The sequence below is a fragment of the Sphingobacterium zeae genome, from assembly GCF_030818895.1.
Lineage (GTDB): Bacteria > Bacteroidota > Bacteroidia > Sphingobacteriales > Sphingobacteriaceae > Sphingobacterium > Sphingobacterium zeae.
In genome coordinates this window covers 455241-472978 of the sequence record NZ_JAUTBA010000001.1, presented here as the reverse complement: position 1 = coordinate 472978, position 17738 = coordinate 455241, and the positions used below count along the sequence as shown (strand labels likewise).

The 17738-nt window shown below is 41.5% G+C and carries 12 protein-coding genes, 2 tRNA genes and 3 rRNA genes; 8 read left to right on the top strand and 9 right to left on the bottom strand.

Annotated features, from left to right (window positions below; translation table 11 throughout):
* The first annotated feature begins 16 nt into the window (after positions 1-16).
* Together QE382_RS02060 and QE382_RS02055 are read left to right on the top strand one after the other, a co-directional pair.
* Entirely contained in the window at positions 17-658 is a 642-nt protein-coding gene (locus QE382_RS02060) for an MBL fold metallo-hydrolase (RefSeq protein ID WP_307184476.1), read from the top strand.
* A gap of 5 nt (positions 659-663) precedes the next feature.
* Positions 664-1893, top strand: a complete 1230-nt coding sequence (locus QE382_RS02055; protein WP_307184475.1) for an FtsX-like permease family protein — start codon at positions 664-666, stop codon at positions 1891-1893.
* Here the strand turns inward: QE382_RS02055 and QE382_RS02050 are convergent.
* A complete protein-coding gene (locus tag QE382_RS02050; RefSeq protein ID WP_307184474.1) occupies positions 1890-2537 on the bottom strand; it encodes a hypothetical protein in 648 nt (215 codons plus the stop codon). The genes QE382_RS02055 and QE382_RS02050 overlap by 4 nt on opposite strands.
* A gap of 57 nt (positions 2538-2594) precedes the next feature.
* Positions 2595-2870, bottom strand: coding sequence for a NifU family protein (locus tag QE382_RS02045; protein WP_307188005.1), 276 nt, complete (start codon positions 2868-2870; stop codon positions 2595-2597).
* Positions 2871-3112: 242 nt separating this feature from the next.
* On the opposite strand from QE382_RS02045, the gene QE382_RS02040 reads away from it, so the two are divergent.
* From QE382_RS02040 to coaBC, 3 genes are read left to right on the top strand one after another with little or no spacing between them, the layout of a single operon-like run.
* On the top strand, positions 3113-4042 hold the full coding sequence (locus tag QE382_RS02040) for an outer membrane protein assembly factor BamD (RefSeq protein WP_307184473.1): 930 nt from the start codon (positions 3113-3115) through the stop codon (positions 4040-4042).
* Positions 4026-4355 (top strand): DNA-directed RNA polymerase subunit omega, encoded by a 330-nt coding sequence (locus QE382_RS02035; RefSeq protein WP_075990346.1) that lies wholly within the window; start codon positions 4026-4028, stop codon positions 4353-4355. Before QE382_RS02040 ends, QE382_RS02035 begins: the two co-directional genes overlap by 17 nt.
* Before the next feature lie 10 nt (positions 4356-4365).
* Positions 4366-5562 (top strand): bifunctional phosphopantothenoylcysteine decarboxylase/phosphopantothenate--cysteine ligase CoaBC, encoded by a 1197-nt coding sequence (gene coaBC, locus QE382_RS02030; protein WP_307184472.1) that lies wholly within the window; start codon positions 4366-4368, stop codon positions 5560-5562.
* Between the two features lie 58 nt (positions 5563-5620).
* Here coaBC and QE382_RS02025 read toward each other — a convergent pair whose 3' ends face one another.
* A complete protein-coding gene (locus QE382_RS02025; protein WP_307184471.1) occupies positions 5621-6988 on the bottom strand; it encodes an RsmB/NOP family class I SAM-dependent RNA methyltransferase in 1368 nt (455 codons plus the stop codon).
* Between the two features lie 88 nt (positions 6989-7076).
* Between QE382_RS02025 and QE382_RS02020 the strand changes: the two genes are divergently transcribed.
* Positions 7077-7463 (top strand): SRPBCC domain-containing protein, encoded by a 387-nt coding sequence (locus QE382_RS02020; protein WP_307184470.1) that lies wholly within the window; start codon positions 7077-7079, stop codon positions 7461-7463.
* A 566-nt stretch (positions 7464-8029) separates the two neighbouring features.
* Here QE382_RS02020 and rrf read toward each other — a convergent pair.
* The 6 genes from rrf to QE382_RS01990 all read right to left on the bottom strand — a co-directional run bounded on the left by rrf (position 8030) and on the right by QE382_RS01990 (position 13869).
* Positions 8030-8141 (bottom strand): 5S ribosomal RNA (rrf, locus tag QE382_RS02015).
* Between the two features lie 125 nt (positions 8142-8266).
* Positions 8267-11150: ribosomal RNA gene (locus QE382_RS02010) — 23S ribosomal RNA — on the bottom strand.
* Positions 11151-11381: 231 nt separating this feature from the next.
* Positions 11382-11455, bottom strand: a tRNA-Ala gene (locus QE382_RS02005).
* 11 nt (positions 11456-11466) lie between these two features.
* A tRNA-Ile gene (locus tag QE382_RS02000) sits at positions 11467-11540 on the bottom strand.
* Positions 11541-11665: 125 nt separating this feature from the next.
* Positions 11666-13195 (bottom strand): 16S ribosomal RNA (locus QE382_RS01995).
* The 16S, 23S and 5S rRNA genes sit together here with 2 tRNA genes alongside, the layout of an rRNA operon.
* Before the next feature lie 500 nt (positions 13196-13695).
* Entirely contained in the window at positions 13696-13869 is a 174-nt protein-coding gene (locus tag QE382_RS01990; RefSeq protein WP_307184469.1) for a hypothetical protein, read from the bottom strand.
* 398 nt (positions 13870-14267) lie between these two features.
* Here QE382_RS01990 and QE382_RS01985 point away from each other — a divergent pair, with 398 nt between their 5' ends.
* Positions 14268-15452, top strand: a complete 1185-nt coding sequence (locus QE382_RS01985; protein ID WP_307184468.1) for a Pycsar system effector family protein — start codon at positions 14268-14270, stop codon at positions 15450-15452.
* A 158-nt stretch (positions 15453-15610) separates the two neighbouring features.
* Positions 15611-17656 (top strand): polyphosphate kinase 1, encoded by a 2046-nt coding sequence (gene ppk1, locus QE382_RS01980; RefSeq protein WP_307184467.1) that lies wholly within the window; start codon positions 15611-15613, stop codon positions 17654-17656.
* Positions 17657-17738 lie beyond the last annotated feature (82 nt).

The following is a 17738-nucleotide window of genomic DNA, read 5'->3' as shown; positions in this document are numbered from 1 at the left end:
CTGTAATTTTACCACTATGCTTACGATCAAATCATTTACTTTCAATCCATATCAGGAAAATACTTACCTACTATACAACGAGTCAGGAAATGCAATTATCATTGATCCGGGCATGTACGGCGAGCAAGAGCAGCAAGAAGTAGCACGTTTTGTCGCCGACAATAAACTTCAACCTAAACTTCTATTAAATACACATTGCCATATTGACCATGTTTTAGGAAATAATTTTGTCTATGAAAAATTTGGTTTGCTGCCACAGTTTCATGAAGGTGAAGTACCTATCTTAGTAGCTGTTCAGAATTATGCCCCTCAAATGGGCATCCGATATGACATCTCCCCAATTGGAGAAACATTTTTAAATGACGGTGATACCATTTACTTGGATAATGACGCACTAGAAGTCATCCTTGCGCCCGGTCATTCTCCAGCACATATTTGCTTCTATTCAGCTCATCAAAAATTTCTAATTGGAGGAGATGTACTCTTTCGCAACAGCATAGGTAGGACAGATCTTCCAGGAGGCAATCATCAACAGCTGTTAGATAGTATAACATCAAAACTGTATACTTTGCCCGATGATACCGTTGTATATCCTGGGCACGGCCCGTCCACAACGATTGGCTTTGAAAAAAATTCCAATCCTTTTATTCGACAATAAGAGTCATGAATCTGCCCTTTCTATTTGCTAAAAGATATCTTTTTTCCAAGAAATCTGTCAACGCCATTAATATTATCTCATCCATTAGTGTAATTGGTGTAATGGTAAGTAGTGCTGCATTGATTATATTGCTTTCCTCCTTCAATGGAATGGAACAACTTATTTTGTCTATGTACAGTAAGTTTGCTCCAGAACTCAAGATAGAACCCTCCAAAGGAAAACTTTTCGATACAAAAAGTACAGCATTTGAGGAATTAAGAAAAGACCCCAATGTGATTCATTACACTGAAGTTCTGCAAGAAAAGGTATTACTGCAATATTCAAACAGACAATTTATTGCCAATATAAAGGGAATTGAGCCGCAATCACTAAGTAAAACAACCGGAGACAGTGTTCTTGTAGACGGTCAATACAAGCTTACACAAGATTCTACTAATCTGGCCATTCTAGGCGCAAGTGTGCAGGCCAACCTAGGCATTCCATTGCAAAACCCTGCTGAGCAGATTCAAGTTTATTCCCCAAGAAAAGGGGTAAAGAATTCATCAAATCCTGCTGAGGAATTTAATATACGGTCAATCACTCCAAGCGCTGTATTGCGTTATCAACAAGATTTCGACAATTTGATCATTACCCCAATCTCATTCGCCAAAGAGGTTCTTGGAGAACATGAGCGGGTTTCTTCAATTGAGTTTTATCTAAAAGAGGGCGTAGATATCAATGCGTTCGAGCGAGTACTACAAAAGAAAATCGGAGCTGATTATACCGTAAAGAATAGAGAAGAACAAAACCCAACTTTATATAAAAATGTACGCGTAGAACGATGGGTGGTTTTCTTTATATTGACTTTGATTAGCGTTATCGCCATATTTAACATTGTGGGTTCTCTAACGATGCTGGTACTAGACAAACAAAAGGATATGACAATTCTGAAAGGTCTTGGCGGTGGTAATGATCTGATTCAGCGTATCTTTTTTTACGAAGGACTCATGATAGCTATTATAGGTTGTTTGTTAGGGCTATTGATAGGCGCTATATTTAATTATATCCAATCAACTTATGGAATTATTCGCGTAGAAGACGGTGCAAATACGATTATTGACAGTTACCCTATGGTAAATCAATGGAGCGACTACTTTTTAGTGTTTGTAACGGTAACTGGAATTTCTGCGCTAGTCTCTTACTTTTCTGCCAAAGTAAGCGTCAAAGAATTAAGCAAATTAAAGACAACAAATTAATAATTTGAAGTTTTTCGACTCTTACTACCCTTAGTAATCTGTTGGATTAAATTACCCCAAGCAAAAGGATTTAACAACGGATTAGCATATCGTTGATTGATAACCTTATTATTCATTGTATTGAAGCTCTGTGCATTGTTGATTGATCGCATTTCGTTTCCATCACGCGGTATTACTGCAGCCATTGCAGCTAAGGATTCATAAGATAATGATCTTCTTACTCTCACAATATTATCTTCGGAAACGTCCAGATTCATAAAGGCAATATTGAACTCCTCAATGCTTGCCCAGGGATATGGGGTGACCATCGGTAGTTCGGTAACGAGATTTTGCATAACGATATTTGCAGTATATTTGTCTCCCTTGACTTCAGGAATAGTGACCACTAAAGGATCAAACCCCACAGATGTAAAACGAATGGTATCTCCGACATGTGCTACAAAAGAAAAGTAACCTTCATTATTTGCGGCAAATGCTTCATTTCTAAATGATAAATTAGTGACTGTTGCATAACCAACTGGAAGCCCAGATCCAACGGTTGTGACAATACCTGAATATTGAACAATCTTCCTCTCCTGAGCATGTGATGCAGAGAAGAAAAAAGTAAAAGATGAAATAAGAAATATTGAAACCAGCAACTTCATAGAACAAAATTAAACAAAAGCAGCCGAACTTGCCGTTAAATTGTGTTAAGAGCTCAACTAATTAACAGGGGGTAGAGTCGCGTCAGGAGAGTCGGGATCCGTTAAGTTAATTGCCTCAACAGCTGTAATCTCAGGAACAGCCTTCCTTATTGCCTGCTCTAAGCCAGCTTTAAAGGTCATGATGCTCATTGAACATGAAGCACATGCTCCCAATAATTTTAAACGCACGACATTATCCGCTGTGATCTCTTCGACACTCACATTTCCGCCGTCAGTTTCCAAATATGGTCTCAAGGTATCTAATGCTTGCTCAACTTTTTCTTTTAATGTCATACTCTTAATGCTATTCAATGATTGTAATATGTAAAGATAGTCAAATATTTTAAAATGTATATTCTTAGGCCTAACTACCCCCACAAAAACAACAAGTATATGACAATATCTTACTCGTAGGTTGCTCATCGAGTTAAAGTATGTTAATAAGAAATCTTGTTTTTGCGATCAAAAAATTATTAAACTATATTGCGCAATAAAATTTAATTGATTAGTATAACAAATTCACTTATCTTTGTAAAATGTTTTTAAATAGGCGTATAGCGGCTATCTGTGCCGGCATGATGTTTCTATTGGTATTTACTGGTTGTAAGAGTAAATTTGAGAAATTGCGAGCAAGCAATAACATCGCTCAAAAGTACGAAGAGGCTGTAAAACTTTATGAAAAAAAGAAATATACCAAGGCGTTAGTTTTGTTTGATGACTTGCGGACGAAATTCCGTGGACAAGCTGAAGCAGAAAATATTTACTATTATTTGGCATTTGCCAACTATCGTCTGAAAGATTATACGTCAGCGGCATTTCACTTTAAAGATTTTGCTGATGTATATCCCAATAGTGCAAGAGCTGAAGAATGTAGATTTATGCATGCATATTGCTATTACTTGGATTCGCCAAGATCAACATTGGATCAAGCAAATACACGAAAAGCAATTGACGCATTACAGCTCTTTGTCAATCTTTATCCTGAATCTGAGCGATCTAAAGAAGCGTCGGATCTTATTCAAAAATTAAGAGATAAGCTAGAGCTTAAAGCTTTTGCCAATGCAAGACTGTATTACGACATGGGCCTTAACGATGATTATAGGGCGGCGGTCATTGCTTTGCAAAATGTCCTAAAAGAATACCCTGACACAAAATATGCAGAAGAAATTGAGTTTTTGACATTAAAGGCTCAATACATCTATGCATCCAAAAGTATCTTCCTGAAACAAGAAAGTAGATTTGATGAAGCTTTGGATTATTACCGTAACTTCGCAAGTAATTTTCCAAACAGCAAGCATATGAAGGAGGCAGAATCCCTTCGGGAAAATTCTGAAAAAGGTATTAAAACTGCACTCTCCCAGGTGAAAGAGTATAATAAGGCTCTTTCAGAACAGGAAGCATATATCAAAGAACAAAAGGCGAAAAAAGAACAAGAAAATACCCAAAAAGATGAGTCAAAAAAATAATAATTCAATTCCAAATTCTACAGTTACACGTGACTTGAGACAATTGGACAAAGGCACTGACAATCTCTATGAATCTATTGTAGTTATTTCTAAACGCGCGAACCAAATTGCAGTAGACATTAAAGAAGAATTGAACGGAAAGCTTGCAGAATTTGCAAGTAATAACGATAACTTGGAAGAGGTATTCGAAAACCGCGAGCAAATAGAGATTTCAAAACATTATGAGCGTATGCCAAAGCCTACTTTGGTTGCAATCGATGAATTTTTACACGATAAAGTGTATTACAGAAATCCTTCGAAAGAGCAGGACTAATCCTTAAAAAATGGCTTTAGCTGGGAAAAATATTGTAATTGCTGTATGCGGCAGTATTGCCGCATACAAGATTGCATCCCTTATCCGCCTTTTGGTAAAAGCGGAAGCTAAAGTTAACGTAGTCATGTCAAAAGAAGCGACAGCCTTTATTACCCCGCTTACGCTTTCCACACTTTCCAAAACTCCCGTTTTAATAGATTATTATCAGCCGAATACCGGGGAATGGAATAATCATGTTGAAATTGCTTTAAATGCAGATTACATTTTAGTCGCTCCTGCAACAGCAAATACCATCTCCAAAATGGCCAATGGATTGTGTGACAACTTGCTAACAGCCGTATATCTATCAGCGAAGTGTCCAGTGCTATTTGCTCCGGCGATGGATTTAGATATGTGGAAACACCCCTCTACACAATCTAATATTAAAAAGCTAGGTTCTTACGGGAATATCTTAATTCACCCGGGAAACGGGGAATTAGCTAGCGGATTGATAGGTGAAGGGCGCATGGCTGAGCCAGAAGAAATAATGGATTTTTTAGTTAAATTTTCAGAGCGAGGCCTCGCTTTATCTGGAAAGAAAGCCTTAGTATCTGCTGGCCCTACTTATGAAGCTATAGACCCAGTCCGCTTTATTGGCAATCACTCAAGTGGAAAAATGGGCTATGCCATCGCTGCGCAACTCAAAGAACTTGGAGCGGATGTCACGCTTATTTCAGGACCTTGCGCTCTGAAAAATCCTGAAGGTGTTCTTAAAATTTCAGTGACCTCAGCAGCCGAAATGTTAGTTGCTTGTGAAGAACACTTCCAAGCCGCCGATATTGTTGTGATGAGCGCTGCTGTCGCAGACTACACTCCCATTAATGTAGCCACCCAAAAAATAAAAAAGAAAGAAAACGAATTCGCTATTGAACTAAAGAAAACAGTTGATATTTTGGCTACTTTAGGAGCTAAAAAGAGTGAGCAACAACTGCTTATTGGATTTGCATTGGAAACAAATAATGAGCTGGAAAATGCCAAAGATAAATTGATTCGAAAAAACCTAGATTTTATAGTTCTCAATTCCATGCAGGATAAAGGAGCAGGTTTTGCGACCGACACTAATAAAGTTACTATAATTGAACGATCAGGGAATATCCATGAGTTTAGCCTAAAATCGAAAGAAGAGGTTGCCGAAGATATCTGTTCAATTATCGTCAACCTTTCTTAAGCAAAGCTTTTATAAGAAAGCACTCCCGAAATTCAATTCAGCGATCTACAAGCAGATCTTATAAATTTACAATCCGAAGCTCTTTGGGATAATAGTTATTGATTCGGTTAGATAATACCTTCATCCACCCCAATCGTTGGCCCTGAAACCTTGCTATTGCCCACCCTTGAATACCATCGGCAAATGATGTATCCACACAGATATTTTCCTTTCGAAGGTAGTTACGCGCGTCTTCAAGCGATAAGTCAACCGCCTTATATTCTACTAAATAATTACTCAAAGCCAATGCATGGCTTGGTATTAGCTCTTTTCTATTGAGCTTTCCGACATTAGTTCCTGCATTCTTGAGATACAGTACATTTTGAAGATATTTTAGATCATTTTCGTAAATTTTTGGAAAAACATACACATCTTCATGATGAAGGAAGGTGTGCAAACTATCGCTATTTGAAATCCAATCATTCAAAATCCCTTTAGGCACATCTGACTTTTCGGGTTTAATTCTTTTTCTATTGAACGTCTCCTGTTCACCAACTTTCTTAAGAACAGCAATAAAAAAACCCTCCCCCCCTAATTTATGGGGATAAAACCGATAGCCGTGTCCGCGATGCTTCATAGAGAATGTATGATCAATTCCCCAATTATCTTCAACGGTTATATCAACAGATTCGAAATCGCCACTATCCAGTAGCCAATCAATGATGTCTTCATTTTCCTCTGAGGAATATGAACAGGTTGAATAGAATAGATAGCCCCCCTCCTTCAAGGCCTTCAAACTTTCAGCCAAAATACGTTGTTGCCTTTCACTACAAAGTTTCACATTAGCTTCGGACCATTCCTCTATGGCATCGGCATCTTTTCTAAACATACCGGATCCAGAGCAAGGCGCATCGACTACCATTAAATCGAAATATCCAGGAAGACGATTAAAGGCCGCTGGATCGTTATTTGTTGTTACTGTATTAGCATTTCCCCATTTCATTAAATTGTCCTGCAAAATTGTAACTCTGGTCTTAATAATTTCATTGGCAACCAAGAGCGAATCGGGATGGAGGCTGCTATTTAATAACGTGGACTTTCCACCGGGAGCACCGCATAAATCCAACGCGCGGACAGCATGTAAATTTAGCTTCAAACATTGAATAATATGATCTATAAACATGGAAGAAGCATCTTGCGGATAGTAAGCACCTGCATGGAATAAAGGATCTAATGTAAACACTGGACGATCCTGAAGATAATAAGCTGCTTTACACCAAGGCACTTTACCCTTACTGTCAAATGGACATTCTTCCAATTTATTTGGATTAAGGCGTATTGCTGTAGCCCGAATCCCCTCCTCATGTACTTTAATAAATGCGTCTTTATCAAATAACGGATTCACTCCTAATTTTTTCACTAAAGCATTTGGTAGAAAATTACTCATGTTGTCCTAATAGTTTAGGATAAAATTAAGATAAATAAAAATGAAGTCAAAATAAGTGGTAAATTACAAGAAAGCGTAACTTTGCATTATGAAAGAATTCAAGAAATATGCTATTATTCCTGCAACTCCAGAGGAGCTGTATCTCGCATTAACGACTGAAATTACGGCCCGTCTATGGACAGGTGATCTGGTGTCCATAGACGCTACTGTCAATGGAGAATTCTCTCTATGGGATGGAGCTATTACTGGCCGGTTCTTGGAACTACAACCTTCGACAAAAATCGTACAGGAATGGTATTTTGGAGAAACAGACACTCCCTCTATTGTTACACTAAAACTCCATGAACATAAGAGAGGAACGTCCCTAGAAATTAGGCAGACAAATATACCCGATGAAGACTTTGAAAACATCTCGGGCGGTTGGGAAGATCCCTATATATCTTCATTAATTGATTTTTATACGGAGGAAGATTAAACTCCCATAGCCCTCAATATCTTTTACTAAATATTCCCCGCTGATTTCGACTCCAGCTTTTTAGTAACCTGACTCATTGTATGCTTTATATAATGCGAAAACAATTTGTAGCTATATTTTCGCTCATATAATACGCTGAATAAAAGTTAACAACATAGCAAGCATGTATAAGTATTAGCGAGATATCCATTGACGAGTGTTCTCAATTCGATCTATCCTTCGCTAATTTTATAGTGCCATTCTTAGTATACGTTGATCTTGTAAACTTTAGATTTGACAAGATAAACACTGAGAAGGTATGATTATATATGCTGTTGCTGTAAACCAATACTGGCAGGATAGCTTCAAATTAGGAAATGGCGAACCTCCACTTAATATGTTCAGCTTAATATGTTCATCTTAGAGAAGGCAGAATTGTACATGCTGTTGCTACCCGAATCGGGTTAAGGATGGGAAAGGAACACGGCAGATGGCTGCCCTACGCTGGACCGACCTCACCGACGGTCGGGGGCAGCATACAAACGAAAGAAGCCCTTGACTGTTTCCAGCAAGGGCTTCCGTGTAAAAAAAGGCACCGACCTACTCTCCCACCTGTTACGGCAATACCATCGGCTCTGGCGGGCTTGACTGCTCTGTTCGGAATGGGAAGAGGTAGACACCGCCGATATAGGCACCTAAAAATCTTTATTGGCTGATATATGATATCCATATCATGTTATCCATGCCAAATGACATATATACTGAAAGAGTTACGTTTCTGTCTGTTTCAAAAATTAAAGAGGAAGACAACAGTGTCTGTCTGCTTGAGAAAGCTTCGGGCTATTAGTACCACTTGGCTTTGGTCTCTCAACCTTTACACCTATGGCCTATCAACGTAGTCATCTTCTACGACCCTATAAGGAAGTCTCATCTCGTGGCTAGTTTCGCACTTAGATGCTTTCAGCGCTTATCTATTCCAGACGTAGCTACCCTGCCGTACACCTGGCGGCATAACAGGTTCACCAGAGGTCTGTCCAACCCGGTCCTCTCGTACTAAGGTCAGATCCACTCAAACTTCCAACGCCCACAACAGATAGGGACCGAACTGTCTCGCGACGTTCTGAACCCAGCTCGCGTGCCACTTTAATGGGCGAACAGCCCAACCCTTGGGACCTTCTCCAGCCCCAGGATGTGACGAGCCGACATCGAGGTGCCAAACCTCCCCGTCGATATGAGCTCTTGGGGGAGATCAGCCTGTTATCCCCAGCGTACCTTTTATCCTTTGAGCGATGGCCCTTCCATACAGAACCACCGGATCACTATGTCCGTCTTTCGACCCTGTTCGACTTGTCGGTCTCACAGTCAAGCAAGCTTATGCCATTGCACTCCACGTACGGTTACCAAGCGTACTGAGCTTACCTTTGAAAGCCTCCGTTACCTTTTTGGAGGCGACCACCCCAGTCAAACTACCCACCAAACAATGTCCTCCACATAATGGAGTTAGAAACCGGATACAGAAAGGGCGGTATTTCAAGGTTGATTCCATGACTCCTGGCGAAGCCACTTCAACATCTCCCGCCTATCCTACACATCCTGTACCCAATCTCAATGTTAAGCTATAGTGAAGGTGCATGGGGTCTTTCCGTCCCGTTGCGGGTAATCGGCGTCTTCACCGATACCACAATTTCACCGAGCTCATGGCTGAGACAGCGCCCAGATCGTTACACCATTCGTGCAGGTCGGAACTTACCCGACAAGGAATTTCGCTACCTTAGGACCGTTATAGTTACGGCCGCCGTTTACTGGGGCTTCGATTCAATGCTTCTCTTGCGATGACATCCCCTCTTAACCTTCCAGCACCGGGCAGGTGTCAGGCCTTATACTTCATCTTGCGATTTTGCAAAGCCATATGTTTTTGTTAAACAGTCGCCTGGGCCTTTTCACTGCGGCTGCTCTTCTCAGAGACAGCGCCCCTTCTCCCGAAGTTACAGGGCCATTTTGCCGAGTTCCTTAGCCATGACTCACTCGAGCACCTTAGGATTCTCTCCTCGACCACCTGTGTCGGTTTGCGGTACGGGTCTTCATAACCTGAAGCTTAGCGGGTTTTCTTGGAAGTCTGTTTACCTGCTCTATCAGCGCCACCGGAGCTTTGCTGTACTATTGGGTTTCAGCTGGAGTTGCGGATTTGCCTACAACCCCAATACCTACGCCTTTCAACGAACTATTCCGTCAGTTCGCGGCAGTGTCACTACTCCGTCACCACATCGCAGTTATGAAGAGTACTGGAATATTAACCAGTTGTCCATCGGCTTGCCCCCTTCGGGTGCGCCTTAGGTCCCGACTGACCCTGATCCGATTAACGTTGATCAGGAAACCTTGGTCTTTCGGTGGGCGGGTTTCTCACCCGCCTTATCGTTACTTATGCCTACATTTGCTTTTCCATAACCTCCACAGTTCATTGCCAAACTGCTTCTCCGGCGATGGAATGCTCCCCTACCAGATGCACATCTTTCAGTGCAAATCCATAGCTTCGGTACCGTTCTTGATGCCCGTTTATTATCCACGCCCGGCCGCTCGACTAGTGAGCTGTTACGCACTCTTTAAATGAATGGCTGCTTCCAAGCCAACATCCTAGCTGTCTGGGCAACCGGACCTCGTTAGTTCAACTTAGAACGAATTTGGGGACCTTAGCTGATGGTCTGGGTTCTTTCCCTCTCGGCCTTGGACCTTAGCACCCAAAGCCTCACTGCCGGCTATATTTGATAGCATTCGGAGTTCGTCTGGATTTGGTAGGATTTGACTCCCCCGCACCCAATCGGTAGCTCTACCTCTATCAAACTCTACGCCGACGCTGTTCCTAAAAACATTTCGGGGAGTACGAGCTATTTCCCAGTTTGATTGGCCTTTCACCCCTACCCTCAGGTCATCCGGAAACTTTTCAACGTTTATCGGTTCGGTCCTCCATTACATGTTACTGCAACTTCAACCTGCCCAAGGGTAGATCACAAGGTTTCGCGTCTACCTCATCTGACTATCCGCCCTATTAAGACTCGCTTTCGCTTCGGCTGCGTCCCTGAAGGACTTAACCTTGCCAGACAAGAGTAACTCGTAGGCTCATTATGCAAAAGGCACGCTGTCACAGGACCTGCCTGCTCCAACCGCTTGTAAGCACACGGTTTCAGGTTCTTTTCACTCCCCTGTTCGGGGTTCTTTTCACCTTTCCCTCACGGTACTGGTTCACTATCGGTCTCTCAGGAGTATTTAGCCTTACCAGATGGTGCTGGTGGATTCCCACAGGATTTCTCCGGTCCCGCGGTACTCAGGATACCACTATGTCAACATTCTTTACCTGTACGGGGCTCTCACCCTTGTCGCGCAGTTTCCCACCTGCTTCCAGTTCATAGCATTGTACAATATCGTGGTCCTACAACCCCGTCTATGCCGTAACATAAACGGTTTGGGCTCTTTCCCGTTCGCTCGCCACTACTTGGGAAATCATTGTTATTTTCTTCTCCTACGCCTACTTAGATGTTTCAGTTCAGCGCGTTCGCGTTTTATACGGCTATTCTTCAAATAGCCAGGTTGCCCCATTCGGAAATCTCTGGATCAAGTCGCATTTGCCAATCCCCAAAGCTTATCGCAGCTTATCACGTCCTTCTTCGCCTCTGAGAGCCTAGGCATCCCCCGTGTGCCCTTATTTACTTTCTTCACCGGCATAGCCTTTTGCTACTATGCGGCTGCTTTTGATATATATACCCGTATGCTACGTAAAGATTCGTTCGGCCTGGACCGAGGGTCTCCTCTTTACATCGAACACATACACGTATTGTCTCTATACTGTTGTCTTCTCTTGTAATTTTTTTTCTCTTTCAATATGTCAAAGAACTCTTTTTCCGGTTTGTTTCTTCGGAGCATCTGTCGATGTTCCTACCGGAGATGTGGAGAATAACGGATTCGAACCGTTGACCCCCTGCGTGCAAGGCAGGTGCTCTAGCCAGCTGAGCTAATTCCCCTTAACTTTTCGTAGTCCCGAGCAGATTTGAACTGCTGACCCCTACATTATCAGTGTAGTGCTCTAACCAACTGAGCTACGGGACTAGCTATTTCCTGTTCATCTGTCTCTCTCGGTCCTGCTCCCTTAGGGGCGGGCACTTTCTTCTGATGTTTTTTTCTTCTTATTCAATCATATGTAACGTGACGAGTACCGATCCGCGATACTCTAGAAAGGAGGTATTCCAGCCGCACCTTCCGGTACGGCTACCTTGTTACGACTTAGCCCCAATTATCGGTTTTACCCTAACACGCTCCTTGCGGTAACATGCTTTAGGTACCCCCAACTTTCATGGCTTGACGGGCGGTGTGTACAAGGCCCGGGAACGTATTCACCGCGTCATTGCTGATACGCGATTACTAGCGAATCCAACTTCATGGGGTCGAGTTGCAGACCCCAATCCGAACTGTGAATGGCTTTTAGAGATTAGCATCATATTGCTATGTAGCTGCCCGCTGTACCATCCATTGTAGCACGTGTGTAGCCCCGGACGTAAGGGCCATGATGACTTGACGTCGTCCCCACCTTCCTCTCTGTTTGCACAGGCAGTCTGTTTAGAGTCCCCACCATGACATGCTGGCAACTAAACATAGGGGTTGCGCTCGTTGCGGGACTTAACCCAACACCTCACGGCACGAGCTGACGACAGCCATGCAGCACCTAGTTTCGTGTCCCGAAGGACGGATGCGTCTCTGCATCCTTCACTAACTTTCAAGCCCGGGTAAGGTTCCTCGCGTATCATCGAATTAAACCACATGCTCCTCCGCTTGTGCGGGCCCCCGTCAATTCCTTTGAGTTTCACCCTTGCGGGCGTACTCCCCAGGTGGATAACTTAACGCTTTCGCTGGGACGCTGGCTGTCTATCGCCAACATCGAGTTATCATCGTTTAGGGCGTGGACTACCAGGGTATCTAATCCTGTTCGATCCCCACGCTTTCGTGCATCAGCGTCAATACCAGCTTAGTGAGCTGCCTTCGCAATCGGAGTTCTAAGACATATCTATGCATTTCACCGCTACTTGTCTTATTCCGCCCACTTCAAATGGATTCAAGCCCGTCAGTATCAAAGGCACTGCGATGGTTGAGCCACCGTATTTCACCCCTGACTTAACAGGCCGCCTACGCACCCTTTAAACCCAATAAATCCGGATAACGCTCGGATCCTCCGTATTACCGCGGCTGCTGGCACGGAGTTAGCCGATCCTTATTCTTCCAGTACATTCAGCCAGATACTCGTATCTGGGGTTATTCCTGGACAAAAGCAGTTTACAACCCATAGGGCAGTCATCCTGCACGCGGCATGGCTGGTTCAGGCTTCCGCCCATTGACCAATATTCCTTACTGCTGCCTCCCGTAGGAGTCTGGTCCGTGTCTCAGTACCAGTGTGGGGGATTCTCCTCTCAGAGCCCCTAGACATCGTCGCCTTGGTAAGCCGTTACCCTACCAACTAGCTAATGTCACGCGAGCCCATCTCTATCCTATAAATATTTAATCAACCGAACATGCGAACTGTTGATGTTATGCGGTCTTAATCTCTCTTTCGAGAGGCTATCCCCCTGATAGAGGTAGGTTGCTCACGCGTTACGCACCCGTGCGCCACTCTCACCATCTTCGAGCAAGCTCTCCGACGGATCCCGTCCGACTTGCATGTATTAGGCCTGCCGCTAGCGTTCATCCTGAGCCAGGATCAAACTCTCCATTGTAAAATGAAGTTTTTGATTCCAACTATTTATAAATAATCAGAATTCTTTTTTATATCTCTGATCTTGGATCGAATGGAACAATTACTTGAATTTGTTCATGACTTTCGTCTGTCTACTCGTCACGCTTACATGATTGTGTTTTCTTAAAGAACTTTGTCGCTTCAACTTCCGTATCCGCTATATTCCGATGGACATTGCGCCCCTCTTTATCTTTTTTGTTTTCCCTCCGTTTCCGTTGGGACTGCAAAGGTAGAAATCTTTTCTGAACTTCCAAAAAAATTATGAACTTTTTTTTCTTTTCTTTTTTTTCGATTTCCGCGTTTAACTCACATTAAACCCTTCTTTTTTCAAGGTTTCTTCTCTCGAAGCAACCGTTCCTCCCTTGCGGAGTGGTGCAAAGATAGGAAGTTTACAAACAAACTTCCAAGCCTTTTGTTCTTATTTCTTTCATTTTGGACATAACTGCCTGGAAGGATGGGAGATTCTTTTTCGAAAGGGCCCTACCGGAGCAGAACTGCAGGGAAAGATGGCCGGTGAAAGGTTCTGCGGGCAGGGGAGTACAGCGAGGTATCTTTCACAGGTTGTATGCAGCAGACAGCGCCGAGCTGAATGTAAACGGCCTGCCGAATGCGTAGTATAGGACGGCCGATCGAAGGCATCAAAGACGCTATCATGTTATAGGTTAGTTTAGGGTTTAGTTAGGGTTAGTTTAGGTTTAGTATAGGTTTAACCCATACTAAACCTAACTTAAGGCTAAGCTATAGGTAAACAAAAACTACACTAAGGGATAAAAAGAGTAAAATTGATACATTATTAGCCTGAAACATCGTATTCACTTCATCTTTATCTAGGCAAAACCCCATCAAGGAGATGTATTATATGGAAATATTAGTGGATTAGCCATCTGGTTATACCAATAATGTATTTATTATAGCGCAGAGAATTAATCGCTATTGTAATAGCTCTTTTTTCTGTAAATTTGATGTAGGTTAATACATAATAAGAAGGCCTTATTTTTAAGAAATTAAAGATATTAAAGATACCTTTATTCGAAATAAAATCATATTGATCCATGATAGATTATGCTCAGCTTTTAAAACAGGTAGAAGAATACGCTGAAAATTATATTACAGAAAATATTTCAGTCTGCCACTGCTTCCATAATACGATACACACACGTTCCGTTGTAAGTTCGGCGGAGGAAATTTTACTGAATTATCAATTAGGAGAGGAGGATCACTTTATTGTTATTAGCGCGGCCTACTTTCATGATCTTGGATACGTTCAATCCAACAATGCCATTGGCCATGAAAAGAGAAGTGTCGAAATTGCTTTGGAATTTCTGAGAGAAAAAGGTATACCGCAGGGCATACAGGAAAAAATTAAAGGTTGTATTTTAGCAACTCGAATGCCTCAGGATCCAACAAATCTGCTTGAGCAAATTCTCTGCGATGCTGACTTATTTCATTTTGGAAGTGATGATTTTGTTACTAGAAATAAACTTATGAAAGCAGAAGCGGAAGCGGTGTTAGGAAAAGAGATTGACAAAGATGTATGGCGAGCCGGTACGATCAAACTCCTAATGAGCCATCATTACCATACCGAATATGCACAACAAAAACTTAATGCCAAAAAGGAGATGAATTTAAAAGAACTGGAAAAAAAACAAGAGAAATCCATCAAGAAAAACAAAGAAAATAAAAAAGAAGATAAGAAAGACAAAGAGAAAAGTGGCAAGCCTGAACGCGGAATAGAGACCATGTTCCGGATTACTTCATCAAACAATCAGCGATTAAGTGATATGGCAGACAATAAGGCTAATATTTTATTAACCGTGAATTCTATTATCCTTTCTGTCGTCATTGCAGTTTTATTTCGAAAACTAGATGCAAACGAACACCTTATAATCCCAACAATTATCTTAACAACTGCCGTGGTAGCCACCATGGTGATGGCTATACTCTCTACAATTCCTAAAATTCCATCCGGTAAATTTTCAAAAGACGAAATTCAACAAAAATCAGTCAATCTGCTCTTTTTTGGTAATTTTTACAAAATGAAACTCGATGATTACAACGAGGGTATGCAAAAGGTAATGGTCGATTCTGAGTTTCTATATGGCATGCTCACAAAGGATGTCTATTCACAAGGGGTGGTATTAGGAAGGAAATACAAACTTCTACGATACGCATATGGAGTTTTTATGTTTGGCCTTGTAATATCAGTCGTTTCTTTTATCGGAGCCACCCTATTTTAATTTCCGATAAAGACTGTCTAAATACTTCATAATCAAATCTATGTACTTTCTTTTTTTTATCCAAAAATTCCAATGAATTCAATCATTAGCTTACAATAGGCCAACATCAAGTATCGATGTTTTCCCAAATAAACTGCCATAACAAAAAACTTATACGGATGACGAAGAAAGATCTTTATATCAACAGAGACATTAGCTGGTTGTCGTTTAACGATAGGGTCCTTGACCAAGCCGGTCGTAAAGAGGTCCCTCTATTGGAAAAACTGCAATTTCTAGCTATTTTTTCATCCAATCTCGATGAATTTTATCGCGTTAGAATGCCTGTACTGATGGCTGGAAAAAAGATAATAAAACAAAATCCGCAGCAGCTCATCCCTAACATAGACATCGCTACATATAAAAAAGCGTCAAAATTCATCCACAAACAACAGGAAAAATTCGGGTTCCTACTCACTGATATTATTCAAGAATTAGCGAAAGAAAGTATATTTTTTATTTACAACCAAGCTATCCCAGCAGAAATAAATGGCCTAACTGCACACTATTTCTTCAATACAATTGCTTCCTATCTGCAAATTATTCCGATCGATGATACGTCATTTTTTCCAGACAATAATCAGCTATACTTCGCCGTTGAGGATGAAAATACAGGAGCAGTAACTTTTCTAAACATCCCATCAAACTATATCAGTCGATTTTTCACCTGCGAGACCAATAGCGGCAAATATGTTGTCCTAATAGATGATATTATCAAAGCATTTCTGCCCACGGTTATACGAAATTTATCATTAAGTTTCTATTCCTTTAAAATCACAAGAGATGCCGAGTTAAATCTTCAAGACGAATTTGAAGGAGATATTGCACAGAAAATCGAAGCGGAGCTCAATAAACGTGATCTTGGCTATGCGACGCGCTTTCTTTATCAACCTAATCTACCAGAGCGGCTAATTGAAAGACTGGCAACCTTATTCGACCTACGGAAAAGTAGCATTGTTGAAGGCGGAAACTATCACAATCTGAAAGATCTGTTTTCATTTCCGATTAAAATAGCGGAACTTTCTTATCCAAAACAGCTGCAAATCAATAAGAATCAGAATTTCAGGGAATCTATCTTTGACCAAATAGACCGAGAAGATCTGTTAATCTGTGCTCCCTATGAATCGTTCGACCCCATACTGCGTTTTTTTAATGAAGCTGCGATAGATCCAACCGTAGATGAGATTTACACGACCTTATACCGTATCGCCGGTGATTCGCGTATTGCACAGGCACTCGCTACCGCAGCAAAAAATGGAAAAAGAGTCAATGTATTTGTCGAATTGAAAGCGCGCTTTGATGAAGCGAATAATATTCATTGGGCTCGGTTAATGAAAGAACAGGGCGTCAAAATCACCTACAGTATCCCAAACTTAAAAGTTCATGCCAAAATAGCACTGGTCAAACGTCAGGCAGGTCTACAAAGTGCTTTACTGGGTACAGGAAATCTAAACGAAAAAACAGCTAAGGTTTATACAGACTATTTCCTCATCACTTCCAATAAGCTGCTGACCCAAGAATTAAATTTGCTATTTGAGTTTCTTCCAGCCCGAAGGAAACCCCACAACCCAAATGAACTATCATTTAAGCATCTACTAGTAGCACAGTTCAACCTCAAGCTTACGTTTTTAGAGCTGATTGACAAAGCCATCCATGCAGCTCAAGCTGGAGCTCCAACAACAATAAAAATTAAATTAAACAATCTGGAAGAAGAATCGTTAATCAAGAAATTATATGAAGCGAGCCGGGCAGGCGTACGGCTAGAGTTGTTGATCAGGGGTATCTGCAGACTAAAACCGCAGGTACCAGAACTAAGTGAAAACATCACCGTGAAAAGGATTGTAGGAAGATATTTAGAACACGGAAGAATATTTATTTTTCAATATCAGACCCAAACGCTCGTTTATCTCGGCTCATCAGACTGGATGAACCGTAACATTTACCGCCGTATAGAAACCTGTTTTCCGTTACTGGATCCGAAATTGGCACATCAAATACAGGAGATGTTCGATATCCAGTTTTCGGACGACACCGAAGCTACATCACTGAATGACAAGGGGCAAAACCAAGCGATAGAAACACAGCATAAAAATGTTTCGCAACAGCAAATCCTTGATTATTTAAAAGCTAAATGGAACCGTATATCTATTCAGTTAAGTAATTCATAACAACATAAGTAACTTGAAAGTCCGACTCTAAAAACATGGCATCTAAGCTCGTTCTGAAACGCCCCGACCACATCAATTGAAA

What these genes read in the sequence shown, in the direction of transcription:
- QE382_RS02060 (WP_307184476.1), top strand. Translation starts at nt 17, where the DNA reads ATGCTTACGATCAAATCATTTACTTTCAATCCATATCAGGAAAATACT.
- QE382_RS02055 (WP_307184475.1), top strand. Translation starts at nt 664, where the DNA reads ATGAATCTGCCCTTTCTATTTGCTAAAAGATATCTTTTTTCCAAGAAA.
- QE382_RS02050 (WP_307184474.1), bottom strand. Translation starts at nt 2,537, where the DNA reads ATGAAGTTGCTGGTTTCAATATTTCTTATTTCATCTTTTACTTTTTTC.
- QE382_RS02045 (WP_307188005.1), bottom strand. Translation starts at nt 2,870, where the DNA reads ATGACATTAAAAGAAAAAGTTGAGCAAGCATTAGATACCTTGAGACCA.
- QE382_RS02040 (WP_307184473.1), top strand. Translation starts at nt 3,113, where the DNA reads ATGTTTTTAAATAGGCGTATAGCGGCTATCTGTGCCGGCATGATGTTT.
- QE382_RS02035 (WP_075990346.1), top strand. Translation starts at nt 4,026, where the DNA reads ATGAGTCAAAAAAATAATAATTCAATTCCAAATTCTACAGTTACACGT.
- coaBC (WP_307184472.1), top strand. Translation starts at nt 4,366, where the DNA reads ATGGCTTTAGCTGGGAAAAATATTGTAATTGCTGTATGCGGCAGTATT.
- QE382_RS02025 (WP_307184471.1), bottom strand. Translation starts at nt 6,988, where the DNA reads ATGAGTAATTTTCTACCAAATGCTTTAGTGAAAAAATTAGGAGTGAAT.
- QE382_RS02020 (WP_307184470.1), top strand. Translation starts at nt 7,077, where the DNA reads ATGAAAGAATTCAAGAAATATGCTATTATTCCTGCAACTCCAGAGGAG.
- QE382_RS01990 (WP_307184469.1), bottom strand. Translation starts at nt 13,869, where the DNA reads ATGATAGCGTCTTTGATGCCTTCGATCGGCCGTCCTATACTACGCATT.
- QE382_RS01985 (WP_307184468.1), top strand. Translation starts at nt 14,268, where the DNA reads ATGATAGATTATGCTCAGCTTTTAAAACAGGTAGAAGAATACGCTGAA.
- ppk1 (WP_307184467.1), top strand. Translation starts at nt 15,611, where the DNA reads ATGACGAAGAAAGATCTTTATATCAACAGAGACATTAGCTGGTTGTCG.